We start from the raw sequence: 18,059 nt of genomic DNA on the forward strand, positions 1-18,059 counted from the left end.
TACTTAAAGGAAAGGATATGACGTATTTTAGCTAACTCCCACTAATTTTTACTGTGGCGACTACCTTAAGGATGGGGTTCAAGCGTCTATAATTTGCAATGTTTGGAGAGTTGGATCGGAAGCTCCAGCAATGATGCCGCCGGCCTGTTGGATTGCCAGGAGTTGGGCCATGATCGGCTCTGTAATCAACTCCCCTGGAAATAGCCACGGAATTCCCGGCGGATAGGGGCAAATCCACTCAGCACTAATTTGATTGATAGCCTGGGCCTGGGGTACTTGTTGTTGAAGTCCCAAAAAGGCAGTCCGGGGATCAACAATTGGCGTTGTGATTGGCCCTAGAGAGGGAGATATTTGACCCATTTGATTCAGGGTTTGCCATTCTTGGGTATATAAATACTTTTGCCCATAATTTTCCGCCATCGTTTCAATGAGTTGCCCCCAACTTTGGACTAAGGCATTGATGTCAGCACGAGTATGGCCCAGACCCAGGAGAAAGGTTAAATAATTCAGGGTCGGGAGTTCCCCAATGAGGTGATGGGATTGTGTCAAATAGTCATCAGCCCGATAACCCGTAATCTTTAATGGCCATGTCCCCAAGGTAACGCGAGTCGGGTCTTTAGTAACACCTGCTGGTAGGAATTCAGCCGATAATTGAATTGCACTGGGAAGATTATCTAAGGCCTGGTTCAAATCATCAACTAACCCTAAAACAGAGGCCCAAAGTGATTCCCCTTCCGTTGCCATTTGCTCGCGGGCCACGTCTAAGGATGCTAATAGTAAATAACTGGGGCTAGAGGATTGTAAAACTCGTAAACACTGGCTGATTCGGGTTGGAGATACACGCCTGCCTTGGTGGTGGAGCATTGCAGCTTGAGTGAAGGCAGACAGGGTTTTATGGGTACTGTGAATAACCACATCGGCCCCGGCCTGGATGGCACTCATGGGCAACTGGGGATGAAACTGAAAATGGCTGCCGTGGGCTTCATCAACAATCAGGGGAATATTTTGCTGATGGACAACCTCAACAATCTGAACTAAATCAGGACAAAGGCCGTCATAGGTTGGCGAGATGACTAAAACGGCTTTTGTGTCTGGATATTGCTTTAAGGCGGCTTGAATCTGCTCAGAATTTAAGGGCAATGCCAGGCCCCAAACGGGATCATAGTCAGGTGTAATCAAAGCTGGCCTGGCCCCCGCCAGAATCATCCCACTCAAAACCGACTGGTGGATCGTGCGAGGAACCAGGATCCGATCTCCAGGCCCACAGGTTGCCATGATCGCCGCACTGATGCCCACTGTTGAACCATTAATTAAAAACCAAGTCTTTTCGGCTCCAAAGGTCTCGGCAGCTAGGTTTTGGGCCTGAGCAATGATTGCGGTGGGAGCAGCCAGATTATCCAGGCCTGGGATTTCCGATAAGTCCAGTTGTAGGCCAGTGATTCTCCAGGCATCGGCTAGATCAGGATGAATCCCTTGCCCGCTATGATGGCCGGGGGTATGAAAGCCTCGATAATTGCCTTGGGAGTGGTGTAAGAGCGCATTCAGAATGGGCAAATGCGGCAAAGAATCAGCCATTGGGTCAGAATTTAATTGATGTTCACCGGTTCAAATTCATAAGGCCCCATCAATGCTCCCCACAACCCTTGCCCCGTGACTGGATCCACGCCCCGGTCATAACTCCAAAATTTTTCAGCCGTGACCCGAAAGCCTAAAACAACTTGCCGTTCTTGGCCTTGATATTGAAAACAACACCGGGAGGTGGCGGGGAGGATGGCGTGAAAGCCCTGGTCAGAATATTCCACAGTCAAAACACACCCAGGCAAGGGATCAAGGTCAGATTCTCCCAGGCCCTGCAAACGACTTGGAGCCATCCCTGCCCCGGCCCACTGACTGGGAGACTTGCAGGCCCAATAGTGAATTTGCAGAGGCTCTGGCTGAATCACTAAAATCCGTTGCCGATAGGGTTTATCTAAATAGAGGGCATTTGCCTGTTCCGCAAAAATCGCCCGCTGTCCCTGAATCCCCTGGGGAATGGCCCGTTGCCAAAGCCGGAGATGGACAAACCAAGTGGGCTGATTCTGGGCCTGGGCTTGATTCTGAAATTCACCCGTCAACCACTCGTAAAGTTGGGCCGCAATTGCCTCTGACTTGGATAAATCACTCATAATCCCTCAGGTTGAAGACTGGGACCAGGCCCGATGATTCAGTAAGGCATTGATGACTTGGATTCCCCGCAATTGATTACTCAGAGGTAGATGACCGCGGGGCGCACTTAAGTCCCAAGTAAATTCACCCGGCCAGCGCGTCCACTTTTTGCCCTGTCGCCAATTAATTTTTTCCCAGAGTTGTGACCAGTTTTGACCCAGGCCGAGCCAGATTTGCCGTTGTACCGAATACCCAAACTTACCTTGGGAGTGGGCTAACCAGAGATGATCAATCGTTAATAAATCCGGGATGGGAAACTGTTCAACCTCCGTAAAGTACAACCAACCTCGTTTTTGTGCCGCCGGCCCTGCCAATTGACAGAGTAACTTGAGAGTTAAATCGTCCGCCGCCTGGTAGTCATGGTGCTGTAAAAGCTGCTGGAGGGGTTGATAATCTAAGCCTTTTTCAGATAATAAGGGGACAATTCCTTGGGGATACTGGTCAACGAGGGCAGATTTAATCTCGGCATCTCCCAATTCCGTTAGTAATTCATAGGCCCGGCCCTTGACTCCCCAGGCCCAGGTTGCGGTTTTTAAGAGTTCGAGCAGCTTCTCCCCCCCATCCGGCATGAGTGCGCTGAGATCATCTAGGGCCTGGAGTTGGCGTTTTTCGTTACTGCTCGTCAGTTGCGTAGTGAGGGATGTCAGTAAATCGGTATCTGAGGCCATAGGGTTAGGTGGGGTTAGGACAGGCGGCTTGGAGAATCCGGTTAATAATGCCAGAGGTGGAACTGGTCACTTCGACTTGGACTAACTGGATCCTACCGCCATAGGCCTGGACTGCGGGGGTTTCCGGTAAGGTCTCTAGGGAATAATCGCCCCCTTTGACATAAATATCCGGTTGCAGGGCCTGGATCAGGATTGTGGCGGTTGGCTCAGAAAAAGTCACCACAGCACTCACGGCTTCTAAGGCAGCTAAGACTTCGGCCCGTTGGCTTTCGGGAATGATCGGTCGCGGGGGGTGGCCGGGCTGATGGGGTTTAATGCCAGCTACAGATTGATCACTATTCAAACCCACCAGTAAGGTTTTCCCGAAACTCCGGGCCGTAGTTAAGTAGCGCACATGGCCGACATGGAGGAGATCAAAACAACCATTGGTAAATACCAGCGGTCGCCAGGCCTGAGGATTTTGGTTAATGGCAGCTTGTAAGGCACTGAGGGAATAAATTTTGGCGTTGAGGGCAATCACTTCGGATGACATGGGCAGGATTTGCAGGGGGCCGGGCAAGCCGCCTAAACGAAACTGTTACCCTATTTACTATAAGCGGAATCTCTCACTGGTCATTCTTGGCGTTAGCCCTATGGTTGCCTCTCCCCCTACCTCCACGGACTCATTAACCTTTGCCGAATACTGCCAATTTCAACCCCCTGATGATCACCGCTATGAGTTATTTCGGGGAGTCCTCATCCAAATGCCGACCCCAACCACGCAACACGTCAACATATCCCATTTTTTGGTCTATCAATTTCAGCAGGCCATCTCCAATGCCGGCCTAGACCTGATTGCCAGAACCGATACGGGAGTCAGAACCGAGGCCGCCTCATCCCGAATTCCGGATGTTGTAGTTTGTAGTCGGGAGCTTTGGCAAACCTTAACTCAGCGGGGCGGGGCCGGTATCTTTGACTTGACGGAAACTCCGGCCTTAGTGGTAGAAGTTGTCAGTGAAAATTGGCGAGAAGACTATATTCGCAAACGGGCCGAGTATGCCATAATCACCATTCCCGAATACTGGATTGTGGATCCCCAACGGCAACGGGTGTGGGTGTTAACGGATCCCGATAATCCCGATGGTTACAGCCGCCAAGAATTTCAAGGGACAGACCAGATCATCTCTAACCTGTTTCCTAACTTGACCTTAAGGGCGGCGGAAATTCTTGACCCTGTTTTCGTGGAGGATTTAGTTCGTCAAAGCAAAGAAACTCAGGACACACTCCGGACTCAACTGGAATTAGAAACCCAACGGGCCGATCAAGAAAAGTTACGGGCCGAAACTGCTGAAGCTGAACTGGCCAAACTCCGATCCCAGTTGGGGCAACCCTCCTAAGCCAGGCCTGGTTTCTCGGCATCATTCACGACAGCAAAACCGATGACACCTCTGCTCACTCCATACGAACAAAAACAACTGCGGGCCATTCAAATCTGGCTCCATCATCACGAAACTCCCTTTTCCCAGGCCCTAGCTACGGCACTACATCCCCTTGAGGACTCACTGATCCATAGCATCCCCGCCGAATTGATCGAACAATTACACCAGGCCTGTGATCAACTCACAGCTAACTGGCAAGGGGATTGGGCCTTCCTGCAAACATACTTGACCAAAGCTAAAACTTGGGCAGACCTCCGTGATGGAGATTTAGAGACCTGTGATCGAATTGCTACAGACATTCAAAACATTGCCCAAGGAAAAGCAGCCCTAGAAGCGGGATTCACGAGTTTGTTAGAGGGCCTGGGGGAAATTGCCAATGTTGGGTTGATGATCTTGCTCAGTTTGACGATGATTCAACGGATGGGGCTGGCCTATGGATTCCCCCCCGATACCCCAGCCCGGAAAGGTTGTATTTGGGGAATTTTAGCCCTTAGCCTGGCTGACTCCCCAGAGGAACGCCAAAGACTCTTACAACGGATGGCCAGATCTCAGTCAGATTTGTACCAAGCGGCTGTCACCCAATTGCTAGACAAATCTATAGAAGATGCGGCCGAAGAATCCACGAGTGCCCTTTTGGAGCGAATTTTAGTCGCCTTTGCGGCAGAGTTAGGGGGGGAAGCAATTCCAGTGATTGGAACATTTTTAGGAATTAGGGCCAGCACAGACTTAATGCAGTCGGTCGGAGAAACGGCTCACCGGGCCTGGCAACTCCGCTGGTTGGTCTATCATCAAAAACTAATCCCCCAGCCGGCCCCGAATTTGATACCATAAGTTCAGTATTCGCAATCATAAACAACTCTTTATAGACACAATTAGGAGATAAAATCATGGATTGGCGTGTCTTAATTGTCTTGCTGCCGGTTTTACTTGCTGGGGGTTGGGCTGTGAAAAATATCCTCCCCTCTGCCCTCAAGCAACTTCAAACTGCTCTGAATAAAATTAAATAGGTTTCTATCTTTATAACTGCATTCCAGCCGCCAAGGCCAACGCCAACGCATCGGCTGCATCATCGGGACGGGGAAGTTTTTCCAAGTTTAACTCCCGTTGGACGGCGGCTTGGACATCTTGCTTCGTGGCTCTGCCATATCCGGTCAGGGCTTGTTTTACTTGGGGTGGAGAGAATTCAACAATCGGAACCTGGGCCTGGGTAATGGCGAGCAAAATCACGCCCCGGGCCTGGGCGACTTGGATCGTATTCCCCATTTTATAGAAGAATAATTTCTCGATAGAAATTAAGGTTGGCTGGGTTTGACGAATAAGGGTGGTTAAGTCGCAGTAAATCATTTCAAGACGGCTACCTAGTTCGGTCTTGGCGGGCGTTTGAATCACTCCAAAGTCAATCATGCGGAGTTCTGCGGAATCATCCCATTGAATACAGCCATAGCCGATGGTGGCCAGGCCAGGGTCTAAACCAAGAATGCGAGGCAGAGGCAAGGGTCGTTACAATGAGACAATAATGCTAACTTATTCAGAATAATCGGTTTAAGAACTGTCCCGCGGGCATGATGATTCCTAGTTTTATTCCTCACTTGGCCTGGTTAGATGCTGCTTGGGATGGAATTTTTTCCACTCAGGGGGTGATGATTCTCCTCTTAACCCTTTACGGTGGGGCGATGTGGGTATTTCTTTCCAGCGCGCCTAAGGTTTATACCCTGATGGTCTCGGACTTAGAACAGGCCCGCAAGTTTTACGAAGAGGAATTACGTCTATCGGTGGCGGATGTTCCCCTGCACTATTACTACAACTATGAACAAACCCTAGGCGTTGCTTCTCTCGATCCCCTCTACATTCCTTCTGCCATTAGCTACAACCAAAATCAGCCGCCCCGGCCCAGTGATGGCCTGTGGTATCAACTCAAGAAAAATACCCAGTTACACATCATCAGTGGGGCCAACTACGGCGAAAAAAGTCGGCAGCGCCATGTTTGTTTTGATCGGGAATGTCTCAAACAACTCCTGAAGCGAGTCCAGACTTACCACATTCGCTATAAACTCCGGCGGGAAGAACCCCTCAACTTTCTGGTCAAGGACTATACCGGACAGGTGATTGAATTGGCGGAGATTTCCCCGAAGTGACCTCAGACTACTCTTTAGACCTAAGTCAAATTCAACCCCGTGGGCATTTACTCACGGAACAGGCCAATCCTGCCAGCCAAAATTTGGATCAGTTGTCGCCCCTGGAGTTCGTTGACCTCTTTAACCAAGAAGATCAAAAGGTTTTAGCCGCCATCGCCCAGGCCAGAGAAGTCATTGCCCAGGCCATCACCGCAACAGCCAATCGCTTACGGCAAGGGGGACGACTGTTTTATATTGGGGCCGGAACCAGTGGTCGTTTGGGCGTGTTAGATGCGGCTGAATGTCCCCCCACGTTTTGCAGTCCGCCGGAGATGGTGCAGGGAATTTTGGCGGGTGGGACGGCGGCGTTGATCAAGAGTTCCGAAGCCTTGGAAGATCGGGCTAGGGATGGGGCCGCAGCCATAGATGAGCATCACATTGGCCCCCGAGATGTTGTGGTTGGAATTACGGCCGGGGGAACAACTCCCTATGTTCAAGGCGCAATTACGGCGGCCAATACCCAAAGTGCCCTGACAATTTTCCTGGCCTGTGTCCCCCAATCCCAAGTCTCTACGGATGCCGCCATTGATATTCGCCTCTTAGTTGGCCCAGAACTACTCACCGGATCAACGCGCCTCAAAGCCGGAACTGTGACCAAAATGGTCTTGAATATGCTCTCCACGGGGGTGATGGTGCAACTGGGGAAAGTCTATGGCAATCGGATGGTGGATGTTTCTGTCACCAATAGCAAACTTTTTGACCGGGCCGTGCGCATCATTACGGACTTAACCGGGTTAGAGCGGGAATCAGCGGCAGAACTCCTGCGCAAAAGTGATCAACGGGTTAAAGTAGCCCTGTTAATGCACTGGACAAATTTAGACCGAGAGGCAACCCAGGCCCTGCTCGATCACCACCATGGCCAACTCCGCCCGGCCCTGAATGCCTTTCAAGTCAGCCAGTCTTAAAGTTTCATGTCTCCTTTAGGTCAAATTAAGATTGTCTTGGTTGAACCGGCTGGGGCCTTGAATGTGGGGTCTGTGGCCCGAGTAATGAAAAACATGGGCCTGGGGCAGTTGGTCTTGGTTAATCCCCGTTGTGATCCCTTGGGAGAGCAGGCTCGCTTAATGGCGGTTCATGGGGCTGAAATTCTAGAAACGGCCCAGATTGTCGAAGATTTACCCACTGCTCTCATCGGTTGTTCCCAGATTATGGCTACGGTGGGGCGAGATCTGGATACGGACATTCCTCTGGAGACCCCCCGCCAAGCCTTGCCGGATCTTCTCCGTTGTCCAGCCGCGATTATATTTGGGCGCGAGGATCATGGCCTCACCAATCAAGAAGTAATGCTGGCTCAACGTCTGATCCAAATTCCCACGAGTTCAACCTACCCATCCTTGAATCTAGCCCAGGCCGTGGGCGTATGTTGTTATGAGTTATGGCAAGCTCAGGCAGACCAGTCGGCACTTGGACGTGAGCAGTCGGGCCAATCACCTTCAACGGCTTCCTTTGAGGACTTAGAGGGATTTTATGGCCATTGGCAATCACTCCTGCTGAAAATCGGTTATCTTTATCCCCATACTGCCCCTAGTCGGATGGCAAAATTACGGGGCCTGGTCAACCGGAGCCAACCCACGGCAGCAGAAATTGCCCTCTTGCGGGGGATGTTGCGACAAGTTTCCTGGGCCATTGAGCACCTGCCAAGCCAGCGTTAAGACCCTTAATGTTCATTTCTTGTGTGGAGAGTCAAGGTAACACTACATGGCCAAACCGTCCCCTCGCCAGAATCGTCGTTTCCAACAGGCCAAAGTCCGTCAATCTCCTGCTTCTCCCCGTCCCCCCCTGTCTGCTACAACGACTCAAGCGCACCCCAAATCTACCCGCCCCCCCCAAAACAAGATAAAATCTCGGCCCAAAAGCAACATTGTTAGTTTTCCGACTAAACACATCCAGGCCCCAAGTCCAGCCGACACCCCCCGCAAACCGCAAACCCTTTGGAGCTTAATCTTAAAATTCGGAATTGTGGCCACTGCGTTGACGGCTATGGCTGGAACTGGACTCTCGGTTCTAAAACCAGAACTCAAGGCCCAAACCGAAACCACTCCAGCGGCATTAGCTCAGTTAGATCTTCCCGAATTGTCCCCATTACCCCCGGAAAAACCCTTGACCCAGGTGGAGAAAACGATCCAGAACTGGTTTGCCGGTAAAAAACAACTCCAAGGTGGGGCCTATTTCTTGAACTTAACCACCGGGAACAGTGTCAATGTTGACGGAACTCAGATTGTCGCAGCGGCAAGTACGATTAAAGTCCCAGTCTTAGTCGCTCTATTCCAGGCCCTCGACCGTGGTGAAATTACCCTTGAGGAACCCTTAACCATGCGGCCGGATTTAGTTGCCGGAGAAGCAGGGACGATGCAATATCAAAAGCCAGGGACAAAATTTTCCACCCTCGAAACTGCCGAATTGATGATTTCTATCAGCGATAACACAGCCACGAATATGTTGATTGACCGCCTTGGTGGAGCCACGATCTTGAATGATCAATTTGTCCAATGGGGCCTGGAGCATACGGTCATTCATAACCCTTTACCCGATATGGAAGGCACAAATACCACTACCCCCAAAGACCTTGCGATTCTGATGGCCCGGATTGCCCAAGGGGATTTAGTTTCCACAACCAGCCGCGAAAAACTCCTGGGGATTATGCGGACAACGGTGACGAATACGCTCCTTCCACAGGGCCTGGGGCCGGGTGCGAAAATTGCCCACAAAACCGGGGATATTGGCACGTTTGTCGGGGATGCTGGCCTAATTGAAATGCCCAATGGTCAACAATATGTGGCAGGGATTATGGTTAAACGTCCCTACAATGACCCCCAAGGTACAGAGCTAATTCGGCAAATTTCCCGTCTCACCTACCAGGCCTATAGTCGGGTCAACCCATCCCATCAATAAAAAAGGCATCCCCCTGGACACCTTCTAAAATTATTTTTCGATGTTTTAGTTGAGGAGATTAACTCAAATCAACTCGCTTTAGCAGTCAAAGTAGAGTTCAAACTCATAGGGATGGGGAAGTTTGCTCAGGGGCTTGACTTCACCTTCCATCTTCATGGCCACCCAGTTATAGATAAAGTCTTCTGGGAAAACACCACCAGCGGTAAGGAACTCATGATCTTTTTCCAGGTTTAGCAAGGCTTCACCCAAGTTAGCTGGGGCTTTGGGGATTTTAGCTAATTCTGCTGGATCCATCTCATAGATGTCCACATCCAACGGCTCACCGGGATCAATCTGATTTTTAATCCCATCCAGGCCAGCGCAGAGCATCGCCGAGAAGGTGAGGTAAGGATTGCTAGAGGCATCAGGACAACGGAACTCTAAGCGTTTGGCCTTGGGATTAGACCCAGACAAAGGAATCCGAATCGAAGCGGAACGATTACCAGCAGAGTAGGCCAAGTTGACAGGAGCTTCAAAGCCAGGTACCAGACGCTTGTAGGAATTAACCGTCGGGTTGGTAAAGGCCAAGAGAGACTTAGCGTGTTTAATCAAGCCACCGATAAACCAAAGGGCCGTTTGGCTTAAGCCAGCATATTTGTCGCCAGCAAAGAGGGGTTGACCGTTATTCCAAATGGACATATGGCTGTGCATCCCCGTGCCATTGTCGTCATAGATCGGTTTGGGCATGAAGGTTGCGGTTTTGCCATATTTGCGAGCGACGTTTTTGACCACATATTTATAGGTCATCACATAGTCCGCAGCGTGAACCAAGTCAGAGAACCGAATCCCCAACTCGCACTGACCACCGGCTGCCACTTCATGGTGATGTTTTTCAATCGGAACACCACATTTAGCCATCGTCAGGAGCATTTCCGTCCGAATGTCCTGTAATCCATCAGAAGGTGAGACTGGGAAGTAACCCCGTTTTTTACCGATGGTATAACCCACACCACCTTCTTTACCGGAGTTCCAAGGGCCTTCATCGGAATCAATAAAGAAGTAGGCTTCATGGCCGGATTGCTTGTAGCGGACTTCATCAAAAATGAAGAACTCTGGCTCAGGCCCACAATAGACCTTGTCACCAACTCCAGAGGCAATTAAATAATCCACCGCTTTTTGGGCAATGGAGCGGGGATCCCGTTCATAGAGTTGCTGGGTACGAGGATCAACAATGGTACAAACCATGCTTAGGGTGGGAATTTCCATGAAAGGATCCATCCAGGCTGTGGTTGGGTCGGGGACCATCGCCATATCCGAAGCTTGAATCGACTTCCAACCCTTGATACTTGAACCGTCAAAGGCGACACCACCCGTATTCACAAAAGAATCTTCGTCAATTAAGCTTTTGTGGAAGGTGCAGTGCTGCCAAATCCCAAACAAGTCAACAAACTTTAAGTCAATTAACTCAATATTGTTATCCTCAATGTACTTAAGGACTTCTTGTGCGGTTTCTGCCATATACCAGTTTTTACCTCAGAGACATTTTTACTTGGCTAGCAAAGATCATGCCTTGACTAATGCAAACATCCACACAGGCAATCCGTTTCTTTATTCAAAGCCTTTGCCAAAGCCTCCATCCCTACGAATCTAGGCCCAAGTGCTGAGATAAAATGTATAAATTGTTACTAAACCCTGTGGCTACACCGCCTTGTATTACAGTCTTTCCTGAATGAGTCGGAGTTGGCCGGGATTAGCGGGGATCGCTGGGCTGGGGATGCTGATCACAAATATGGAGATAAATTTAATTATTCCATGTATAGAAACTGTTCATGGATACGCAAGGTTCTGGGGTAGCGTGTCAGTTATTTGTAAAGTTTTGTCATGAATCTGGGGAATTTAAGTCGGGAGTTTTCAATCCGGCCAACCCCGCATGATAAACTAGGGGAAATTTTGATTAGCTGCAAAGTCCAGTCAGGCCTGGGTTTTAGCCACTTTAGGATAAAGATTTGATTCTTCTTGAATCACATAAGTCTTGCCCCAATTCTGGTTAAGGCTGTCCTGAATGTAGTTATTCAAGGTTAAGTTGATTAAATTTATTTTTGACATCGTGGGAGCAACTGAATTTATGCGGGATGCCGTCACCACTCTGATTAAAAACTATGATTTAACCGGCCGCTACTTGGATCGGGATGCGGTAGATACCTTGCGTTCATATTTTGCTACAGGTTCTGCCCGAGTGCAGGCGGCGGGTGTAATCAACTCGGATGCGGCGGGGATTGTCAAAGAAGCAGGCTCCCGACTTTTCAACGAGTTACCAGAATTAATTCAGCCCGGTGGAAATGCTTACACCACCCGCCGTTATGCCACCTGTTTGCGGGATATGGACTATTATCTTCGCTATGCGACCTATGCTCTAGTGGCTGGGGATGTGGATGTCTTGAATGAGCGGGTTTTGGAAGGTCTGCGGGAAACCTACAATTCCTTGGGCGTGCCCATTGGCCCCACAGTCCGAGGGATTCAGATCATGAAGGAAATTATCCAAGAACGGTTGAGCGCGGCTGGTGTGACGGTTGGTGGTTTAATTGATCAACCCTTTGACCACATGAGTCGGCAACTGAGTGAAATTAGCATTTAACGTTCAATCGCTGAATTATCTGAACCCTGACTTCCTAGTTTATCTGAGGGCTACCCTGGTCTATATGGCTGGGGTTTATTTTTGCCTCTCAGGATACCAGGCCCAGTATCCCAACCAATATGCCAATCACGCCGCTGGCAATGGCCCCAAGGGTGGTGTAGGTTATGATGTTTTGGGTGTGGTTTGTTAAGGTATCTTCGGATTTAAGGGAGATAAAAAACTTACGTCCTTTTTGCTGGGGCTTGCCAATCACTAATTCTCCAGTTTGATCGCTGGCTTCTCCGACAATGAGTACCTGTCTGTCCAAAGGTAAGATTGATTCCTGATAGCGATACCCTAGGGTGCGGCCTCCCCCGGAACCTACAGCAATGTCTAGGTTGAGTGAGAAGCCCCCAAAAGAGAGGCGATTACTGTTACCTTCTGGGCGAAATTCGTTCAGGACTTGGATGGTTTCAAACCCTGCGCCCTCTGGATCAATATGGACGGTTCCTTGGGCATCTTGGAGGAAAAAGGGAATGGATTGAGTGTTGCTGCTGATGGTGTCGGATCGCCGTTCTGTGCGCCATTCTGTCCGTCCTTCACTGTCTTCAGAGCGAACCCGTTCTTCATATTCCCGAATCACTTGCATGGAGTAGTACACACAGGGCATTTGCTTTAGTTCAGAGATTAAAGGATGCTCCGATTTAACGCGCCCGTAGAGCTTGACATACTCCCGTAGGCTTCCGCCCCCAATTTCCGTGGCTACATCAGCGGCAAGTTGTTGGATGCTCTGGCTGTTAACCAAGTTGGCGAGTTTCAGGCTCCGTAATCTCAGACGATAGTGGCGTTGGACAAAAAATAAAACCACGGCTGCAATCAGTAAAATCGCTGAGATAAAAAGCATAGATGTCACGCCAAACTAGATTGAATTAGGTTTCAAGAGCTATAGCGTTACGTAGGCTGTTTGGAGAGAGTAGAACTGTCAAAAAGACTGCCCACCAAGGATTTTCTGACTTGTCTCCCTCTCACCCGAAATGAGTCACACTATATCAGGAACCATGATCACAATAGCCATGCTATTTCATTAGACCATTCTTAGAAAAGAGAAGGCTGACTGGCCAGGCCTGGGTCTTCTATGGCGGCTTTTTTGAAGGTAAGGCTGACCATACTTTAGATCAAAATATTCAGTCTGTTGGGAACCATCCAATAAACCTGAGATTGTGAGAATTTGAATTTTGGGCTAGGTTTTGCCATTTCCTGCTTGATCAAATCCGGCGTTGGCTGCTTCTTTCTTCCCTTATTTTATCTGTCCTCTACTAAAAGATACTATCCAAATGGCTATGTTACCCATCCAGAGTAAGAGAGCATAGAGCGACCAGAGGGAGAGTTTCTAATGTTAGCACCAGGGGCTTGGGTTTAATCTAGTTTTTAGCGCGCGGGCGAGATGATTTGAGTTGATTGACTCCCCGCTGATGAATCCTTTGACCAGGCCTGGTTGCAGTTAGAAAATAATGTGATAAAAACTGACCCTTAGTTTTCTAGCTGGACAGGCCAAAGGCCATAACTGAGAACTTGGGCCAATAGTTGCTTCACCAAGGGCAATTTGAGCAGCAAGGGCGGCGTAACGCTTTGGCCAGGTTGGAGGGCAGGGGAGATAATTTGTTTTTGAATCACGGCTTGGAGGGTTTGAATCAGACGCACGGGGAGAAACCGCTGTTTTTGGATGGCCGCTAAGTCTTGGGTGGTAATCTGCCCAGATTTGAGGGGTTGCGTCAGGTATTTAGCACAGGCCATCGCATCTTGAATGGCGTAGTTAATCCCCACCCCCGCTACGGGAGACATGACATGGGCCGCATCCCCAATTAAAACCAGGCCGGGGACAGACCACTGTTTTAAGTAATTAGATTCAACTGATAAGAAGGCAATATCTGACCAATGCTGTAAATCTTTGAGCCGCTCACCACCCAATTCTGGAGCCAGTTGAGTAACCACCTCATGCACTGCTGTAATGCCCTGATGTCGCAAGGCCTGGTAGCTACCCTTAGGAATTGTTAAGCCCAGTTGCCAGTGATCCAGCCGCTCTAAAACCACTAGCATTTTGCCGCCACCTGTGCGAATTTCCACGCCAATCGTCTCATCCCCAACCAGACGCGGGACTCGGAACCAGAGGACATCCATCGGCGGAGAACTCGCGATGGGTTGCAGGCCCAATAATTGCCGGAGTTGGGAAAAACGCCCATCCGCCGCCACAGTTAACAACGCTGTAATTTCGTGCATCTCCCCGGCCTGGCGATATTTTACCCCTTGGACTTGGCCATCAAGTTGGATCAGTTCTTGCACATTAGCCCCTAATTCAAGGTGAAAGTTGGGATAGGCTTGGGCTTTTTGGATCAGAAAATCTAAGACCGTGGCCTGGGGAATCATCACCACAAAGGGAAACTGAGTTTTTAAGGTGCGGAAATTGACAATTTCTATTGTCTGGCCTGGGGTTTGCAGGGAAAGATGATCCAGCTTGCTATGGGGATGCTGCAACAATTCTGTCGCCAGGCCCAGGTGATCCAGCAGTTCCAGGGTGGGTGGATGGAGGGTATCCCCGCGAAAATCGCGGTCAAAGTCCCGTTGCTTTTCTAGGAGCGTCACATCTATCCCTTGGCGGGCCAAAAGTAAACTAAGAATTACCCCAGCCGGCCCACCGCCAACAATGCAGCAATCTGTTTGCATACCGATACCAGAAGCAATAGGCAGTATACCAGCTTGATGTTAGTGAGGCAGGGTAGGACTCAGGTTTGCAGGTCGTCAGTGCAGTTAGGAGAAACTACTTACTACTGGCCTGGGCAAGGAGCATTTCCTTTAATTTGGCTAATTCACCGGCCCAACGGGGATCGGGAGCAAAATCACCTGTACTGTTACTGGTAAATTCCACATCTTGACCATTGTTGTTGGCTTGGGGACGGCGATTTTTAGCCTTGTTGTTGTTGCTGGGGCGGCGATTACCACTGGGGCGAGGATTAGCAGAGGCTTCACTGGGTTGGGCAGAGTCTTCTTCCGCCTTAGGTTTGTCGTTGGCTTTCTCCAGCTTGAGGGTATTTTCCTTAAACACAAAACCATTCAATTTTTCAATCACCGTATCAGCTTGATCTTCCGTTTCCACAGTCACAAAGCCAAAGCCGCGACATTTGCCTGTTTTGCGATCCGTAATCAACTTGGCAGAACCAATATCGCCCACTTCTGATGTGAGTAATGAATCTAACTCTTCCCGACTGGTTTCCCGGGGCAAATTACCAACATATAAACGAATAGACATGATTAAGAAACCTCCAAAAGTAAATCCTAAAGAATAAATTTATCGCAAGTCGAACTTAACCTTGGCATTACCCCGGTCTGACCGCAGTAAACCGCCAGAACTATCCCAGAAACTATGGAAAGATTCATAGATAAAAAAACCTGTGGCCGTGGTGTCTAAGCATGAATTGGTAAAACCAGCGGCATAAAACAGAAGTTCGGCATGAAGACAATTGAGTGAATCGGAAAAAATGCGTGATGCTTCATGTCTTAAGGTATCACTGAAGTTCACCATTAGGGAAGTCAAACCCGATAAATTCTAACCTAAGTTTTAATCGCGGTGGCCTGGGTAACAATGAGCTAGGCCAATTTAATTTGGTGATGCTGACTGGGCCTGGCCATCTCTCCAAGACCAACCTGCCAATGAAGGGACTCAACTGCTGTGGGGACAGTGGCTCAGGGCCGGATTGAGGGGAGAGAGATCCAGGCTGGTTCTGGCGGTAAGCCCCGGAGAAGGAGGGTAATTTTATCTCCCGGTTGCGGCACAGGTTCCGTTTCCACCACTGGAGCCGGTTGAGACATATCCTCAGGTAGAAAAATTCGGGCACTGACAATCACCAAGGCAAGGGCAAAAATCAGGACGGCAACGAAGGGGGCAATATATTGACGAAAAAACTGCATTGGGGCGGCCGCAAAGGGGGGGATTACTAAAATCCTAACTTAAGATTTCGCTGCTAAAACACACAAAACTTGACAATTTTGGCCGGTCTTTGCCCCTGGTTCCAGGCCAGCCAATGTCCTTAAGCCTCTGGGGTCACAGCAATTGTCGGATCCGGGGCCTGGACTTTCAGATAGGTATAGCTGCGTAAACTCTGGTCGTAGTGTTCGAGTAAATGTTGGGCTTCGGCCAGGGTGATTTGTTGATTGGCGAGGGCCTGTTCTGTTTGGCGGCGAATTTGCTCCAGTAAATCTTCTCCATCGTATTGGACATAGCTGAGAACTTCTTTTAGGGTGTCACCGCGCACAAGATGCTCAATTTCATAGCCTTTTGGGGTGAGGCGGATATGGATGGCATTGGTATCCCCAAACAGATTATGCAGATTCCCCATGATTTCCTGATAAGCCCCATTCAGAAAAATTCCCAAATAGTAGGGTTGGCTGGGTTCAAACGGATGTAGTTCTAAAACGGATTTCACATCCCGCAGATCAATAAACTGGTCAATTTTGCCATCGGAATCACAGGTTAAGTCCGCTAAAATGCCCCGTTGGGTTGGTTCTTCATCCAGGCGGTGGATCGGCATAATTGGAAACAGTTGATCAATTGCCCAGCTATCCGGCACTGATTGGAATACCGAGAGATTGATGTAGTAAATCGTGGCCATGATCTTTTCTAGGTCTTCGAGATCGTCTGGCACATAGTCCTGTTGGCGGGCAATGGCTAAAATCTGGGTACAGCAGGCCCAAAATAAGCACTCGGCCCGGCTGCGTTGCTCTAAGCTCAAATAGCCAAAATTAAACAAACTAATGGCTTCGTCTTTGAACTGAATTGCATCGTTATAGGCTTCTTGATAGTTATTGACATCAATGGCCTGGTAGGTTTCATAAAGATTGCGAATAATTAAATGCTCGGAGTCTTGGGCTGGGGTTGGCAGGGCCTGGGGGACGTGGCTGGTTCCAAGAACATCAAAAATTAACACCGATTGATGGGAGGCAATGGCCCGGCCGCTTTCACTGACTAAGGTGGGTACTGGAATCTGTCGCTCTTGACAAGCCTCTTTGATTTCCGCAACCACATCATTGGCGTAGTTCTGCATATTGTAGTTTTTCGAGGCATGGAAGTTGGTCTTAGAGCCGTCATAATCCACCCCCAGGCCCCCACCGACATCCATATACTGCATTCCTGCGCCTAATTTGACTAATTCCACATAGATCTGGCTGGCTTCCCGGATCGCGTCTTTAATTACACTGATCGCTGAAATTTGGGAGCCAATGTGATAGTGCAGCAATTGTAGGCAATCCAACATCCCGGCCTGGCGCAATTGAGAAACCGCAGTCAGAATTTCCGGAATCGTCAGCCCAAACTTGGCCCGATCTCCCGCAGAGGTTCCCCACCGCCCAATGCCTTTACTACTCAGCTTGGCCCGGACTCCCAAAATGGGTGCAATTCCGAGAGAACGACTGGCGGCAATCACCATTTCCACTTCTTCCGGTTGCTCACAGACAATGATCGGGGTATGACCCAGACGACGAGCCAGAATCGCTGTTTCAATGTAGGCCTGGTCTTTATAGCCATTACAAATTAACAACGCTCCGGGGGTATTCAACGTGGCTAGGGCAATCATTAACTCTGGCTTTGATCCCGCTTCCAGGCCAAATTGGTGGGGCTGACCAAACTGCACGAGAGCTTCGATTAAATGCCGTTGTTGATTGACTTTGACAGGGAAAACACCTTTATAACTTCCGGAATAGCCATATTTAGAAATTGCCCTTGCAAAACAAGCATTGAGGCGTTCAATCCGGTCTTGGAGAATATCCGAAAAGCGCAGGAGCATCGGCAGGCCAATATTTCGTTGTTGGAGCGAGTTGACCAGTTCATATAAATCCAAGGCCCCACCCCGATCCCCTTTAGGCGACACTGTGACATGGCCAGCAGCATTAATGGCAAAATAAGGCTCACCCCAACCCGTAATCCGATAAAGATTTTCACTGTCTTCCACTGTCCAGGCCAGGGCCGGCTCCAACGGTAGCTCTAGTTTGGGGGTGTCAGAGGTCTGCTTGATTTTTTCTGCAATTTTTCCCGCCATACAATCATGCCTCTCATCAGCCG

At 49.4% G+C, this 18,059-nt stretch carries 20 protein-coding genes; 8 read left to right on the plus strand and 12 right to left on the minus strand.

All coding sequences use genetic code 11. From position 1 onward, the window contains the following. Nucleotides 1-78: 78 nt before the first annotated feature. Genes RIF25_RS13135 through RIF25_RS13150 form a run of 4 tightly spaced genes read right to left on the minus strand, consistent with a single transcriptional unit; the run spans nucleotide 79 to nucleotide 3,405 of the window. Nucleotides 79-1,575 carry an aminotransferase class I/II-fold pyridoxal phosphate-dependent enzyme gene (locus RIF25_RS13135; RefSeq protein ID WP_322878989.1) on the minus strand — a complete coding sequence of 499 codons (1,497 nt, stop codon included), beginning with the start codon at nucleotides 1,573-1,575 and terminating at the stop codon, nucleotides 79-81. Between the two features lie 11 nt (nucleotides 1,576-1,586). Beyond that, complete coding sequence (locus RIF25_RS13140) at nucleotides 1,587-2,165, minus strand: chromophore lyase CpcT/CpeT (protein WP_322878990.1); 579 nt, start codon at nucleotides 2,163-2,165, stop codon at nucleotides 1,587-1,589. Nucleotides 2,166-2,171: 6 nt separating this feature from the next. Beyond that, a complete protein-coding gene (locus tag RIF25_RS13145; RefSeq protein WP_322878991.1) occupies nucleotides 2,172-2,873 on the minus strand; it encodes a GUN4 N-terminal ARM-like repeat domain-containing protein in 702 nt (233 codons plus the stop codon). 4 nt (nucleotides 2,874-2,877) lie between these two features. Then, nucleotides 2,878-3,405, minus strand: coding sequence for an adenylyltransferase/cytidyltransferase family protein (locus RIF25_RS13150; RefSeq protein ID WP_322878992.1), 528 nt, complete (start codon nucleotides 3,403-3,405; stop codon nucleotides 2,878-2,880). Between the two features lie 100 nt (nucleotides 3,406-3,505). Here RIF25_RS13150 and RIF25_RS13155 point away from each other — a divergent pair, with 100 nt between their 5' ends. Genes RIF25_RS13155 through RIF25_RS13165 form a run of 3 tightly spaced genes read left to right on the plus strand, consistent with a single transcriptional unit; the run spans nucleotide 3,506 to nucleotide 5,298 of the window. Next, nucleotides 3,506-4,249, plus strand: coding sequence for a Uma2 family endonuclease (locus RIF25_RS13155; RefSeq protein WP_322878993.1), 744 nt, complete (start codon nucleotides 3,506-3,508; stop codon nucleotides 4,247-4,249). 42 nt (nucleotides 4,250-4,291) lie between these two features. Next, on the plus strand, nucleotides 4,292-5,122 hold the full coding sequence (locus tag RIF25_RS13160; RefSeq protein WP_322878994.1) for an EcsC family protein: 831 nt from the start codon (nucleotides 4,292-4,294) through the stop codon (nucleotides 5,120-5,122). A 56-nt stretch (nucleotides 5,123-5,178) separates the two neighbouring features. Continuing rightward, nucleotides 5,179-5,298, plus strand: coding sequence for a photosystem II protein Y (locus tag RIF25_RS13165; protein ID WP_322878995.1), 120 nt, complete (start codon nucleotides 5,179-5,181; stop codon nucleotides 5,296-5,298). Between the two features lie 10 nt (nucleotides 5,299-5,308). On the opposite strand, the gene ruvC is transcribed toward RIF25_RS13165, so the two are convergent. After that, nucleotides 5,309-5,785: a crossover junction endodeoxyribonuclease RuvC gene (gene ruvC, locus RIF25_RS13170; protein WP_322878996.1), complete on the minus strand. Its 477-nt coding sequence runs from the start codon at nucleotides 5,783-5,785 to the stop codon at nucleotides 5,309-5,311. A 68-nt stretch (nucleotides 5,786-5,853) separates the two neighbouring features. Here ruvC and RIF25_RS13175 point away from each other — a divergent pair, with 68 nt between their 5' ends. Genes RIF25_RS13175 through RIF25_RS13190 form a run of 4 tightly spaced genes read left to right on the plus strand, consistent with a single transcriptional unit; the run spans nucleotide 5,854 to nucleotide 9,357 of the window. Then, complete coding sequence (locus tag RIF25_RS13175; RefSeq protein WP_322878997.1) at nucleotides 5,854-6,426, plus strand: VOC family protein; 573 nt, start codon at nucleotides 5,854-5,856, stop codon at nucleotides 6,424-6,426. Then, the gene (gene murQ, locus RIF25_RS13180; RefSeq protein ID WP_322878998.1) at nucleotides 6,423-7,370 is read left to right on the plus strand and encodes an N-acetylmuramic acid 6-phosphate etherase; all 948 of its coding nucleotides are present in this window, start codon (nucleotides 6,423-6,425) and stop codon (nucleotides 7,368-7,370) included. Before RIF25_RS13175 ends, murQ begins: the two co-directional genes overlap by 4 nt. A 6-nt stretch (nucleotides 7,371-7,376) precedes the next feature. Then, complete coding sequence (locus RIF25_RS13185; protein WP_322878999.1) at nucleotides 7,377-8,117, plus strand: RNA methyltransferase; 741 nt, start codon at nucleotides 7,377-7,379, stop codon at nucleotides 8,115-8,117. A 46-nt stretch (nucleotides 8,118-8,163) separates the two neighbouring features. Further along, complete coding sequence (locus tag RIF25_RS13190; RefSeq protein ID WP_322879000.1) at nucleotides 8,164-9,357, plus strand: serine hydrolase; 1,194 nt, start codon at nucleotides 8,164-8,166, stop codon at nucleotides 9,355-9,357. A gap of 78 nt (nucleotides 9,358-9,435) precedes the next feature. Here the strand turns inward: RIF25_RS13190 and glnA are convergent, their stop codons facing one another. Next, a complete protein-coding gene (glnA, locus tag RIF25_RS13195; protein ID WP_015125643.1) occupies nucleotides 9,436-10,854 on the minus strand; it encodes a type I glutamate--ammonia ligase in 1,419 nt (472 codons plus the stop codon). Nucleotides 10,855-11,461: 607 nt separating this feature from the next. On the opposite strand from glnA, the gene apcB reads away from it, so the two are divergent. Beyond that, nucleotides 11,462-11,971 (plus strand): allophycocyanin subunit beta, encoded by a 510-nt coding sequence (gene apcB / locus RIF25_RS13200; protein ID WP_322879037.1) that lies wholly within the window; start codon nucleotides 11,462-11,464, stop codon nucleotides 11,969-11,971. Nucleotides 11,972-12,059: 88 nt separating this feature from the next. Here apcB and RIF25_RS13205 read toward each other — a convergent pair whose 3' ends face one another. The 6 genes from RIF25_RS13205 to speA form a co-directional block, all read right to left on the minus strand. Next, nucleotides 12,060-12,854, minus strand: a complete 795-nt coding sequence (locus RIF25_RS13205; protein WP_322879001.1) for an E3 ubiquitin ligase family protein — start codon at nucleotides 12,852-12,854, stop codon at nucleotides 12,060-12,062. Between the two features lie 626 nt (nucleotides 12,855-13,480). Next, entirely contained in the window at nucleotides 13,481-14,671 is a 1,191-nt protein-coding gene (locus tag RIF25_RS13210) for an FAD-dependent oxidoreductase (RefSeq protein WP_322879002.1), read from the minus strand. A gap of 94 nt (nucleotides 14,672-14,765) precedes the next feature. Next, nucleotides 14,766-15,254 (minus strand): RNA recognition motif domain-containing protein, encoded by a 489-nt coding sequence (locus RIF25_RS13215; protein ID WP_322879003.1) that lies wholly within the window; start codon nucleotides 15,252-15,254, stop codon nucleotides 14,766-14,768. 39 nt (nucleotides 15,255-15,293) lie between these two features. Continuing rightward, on the minus strand, nucleotides 15,294-15,527 hold the full coding sequence (locus RIF25_RS13220; protein ID WP_322879004.1) for a hypothetical protein: 234 nt from the start codon (nucleotides 15,525-15,527) through the stop codon (nucleotides 15,294-15,296). A gap of 161 nt (nucleotides 15,528-15,688) precedes the next feature. After that, complete coding sequence (locus tag RIF25_RS13225; RefSeq protein WP_322879005.1) at nucleotides 15,689-15,913, minus strand: hypothetical protein; 225 nt, start codon at nucleotides 15,911-15,913, stop codon at nucleotides 15,689-15,691. 119 nt (nucleotides 15,914-16,032) lie between these two features. Then, nucleotides 16,033-18,036, minus strand: a complete 2,004-nt coding sequence (gene speA, locus RIF25_RS13230) for a biosynthetic arginine decarboxylase (protein WP_322879006.1) — start codon at nucleotides 18,034-18,036, stop codon at nucleotides 16,033-16,035. Between the last annotated feature and the right edge of the window lie 23 nt (nucleotides 18,037-18,059).

It is taken from the genome of Pseudocalidococcus azoricus BACA0444 (assembly GCF_031729055.1).
GTDB classification, from domain to species: Bacteria; Cyanobacteriota; Cyanobacteriia; order Thermosynechococcales; family Thermosynechococcaceae; genus Pseudocalidococcus; species Pseudocalidococcus azoricus.

Bases quoted from the DNA above. Each gene is read 5' to 3' on its own strand.
- RIF25_RS13135 (WP_322878989.1), bottom strand. From the start codon at position 1,575: ATGGCTGATTCTTTGCCGCATTTGCCCATTCTGAATGCGCTCTTACAC.
- RIF25_RS13140 (WP_322878990.1), bottom strand. From the start codon at position 2,165: ATGAGTGATTTATCCAAGTCAGAGGCAATTGCGGCCCAACTTTACGAG.
- RIF25_RS13145 (WP_322878991.1), bottom strand. From the start codon at position 2,873: ATGGCCTCAGATACCGATTTACTGACATCCCTCACTACGCAACTGACG.
- RIF25_RS13150 (WP_322878992.1), bottom strand. From the start codon at position 3,405: ATGTCATCCGAAGTGATTGCCCTCAACGCCAAAATTTATTCCCTCAGT.
- RIF25_RS13155 (WP_322878993.1), top strand. From the start codon at position 3,506: ATGGTTGCCTCTCCCCCTACCTCCACGGACTCATTAACCTTTGCCGAA.
- RIF25_RS13160 (WP_322878994.1), top strand. From the start codon at position 4,292: ATGACACCTCTGCTCACTCCATACGAACAAAAACAACTGCGGGCCATT.
- RIF25_RS13165 (WP_322878995.1), top strand. From the start codon at position 5,179: ATGGATTGGCGTGTCTTAATTGTCTTGCTGCCGGTTTTACTTGCTGGG.
- RIF25_RS13175 (WP_322878997.1), top strand. From the start codon at position 5,854: ATGATGATTCCTAGTTTTATTCCTCACTTGGCCTGGTTAGATGCTGCT.
- RIF25_RS13185 (WP_322878999.1), top strand. From the start codon at position 7,377: ATGTCTCCTTTAGGTCAAATTAAGATTGTCTTGGTTGAACCGGCTGGG.
- RIF25_RS13190 (WP_322879000.1), top strand. From the start codon at position 8,164: ATGGCCAAACCGTCCCCTCGCCAGAATCGTCGTTTCCAACAGGCCAAA.
- glnA (WP_015125643.1), bottom strand. From the start codon at position 10,854: ATGGCAGAAACCGCACAAGAAGTCCTTAAGTACATTGAGGATAACAAT.
- apcB (WP_322879037.1), top strand. From the start codon at position 11,462: ATGCGGGATGCCGTCACCACTCTGATTAAAAACTATGATTTAACCGGC.
- RIF25_RS13205 (WP_322879001.1), bottom strand. From the start codon at position 12,854: ATGCTTTTTATCTCAGCGATTTTACTGATTGCAGCCGTGGTTTTATTT.
- RIF25_RS13210 (WP_322879002.1), bottom strand. From the start codon at position 14,671: ATGCAAACAGATTGCTGCATTGTTGGCGGTGGGCCGGCTGGGGTAATT.
- RIF25_RS13215 (WP_322879003.1), bottom strand. From the start codon at position 15,254: ATGTCTATTCGTTTATATGTTGGTAATTTGCCCCGGGAAACCAGTCGG.
- RIF25_RS13220 (WP_322879004.1), bottom strand. From the start codon at position 15,527: ATGGTGAACTTCAGTGATACCTTAAGACATGAAGCATCACGCATTTTT.
- RIF25_RS13225 (WP_322879005.1), bottom strand. From the start codon at position 15,913: ATGCAGTTTTTTCGTCAATATATTGCCCCCTTCGTTGCCGTCCTGATT.
- speA (WP_322879006.1), bottom strand. From the start codon at position 18,036: ATGGCGGGAAAAATTGCAGAAAAAATCAAGCAGACCTCTGACACCCCC.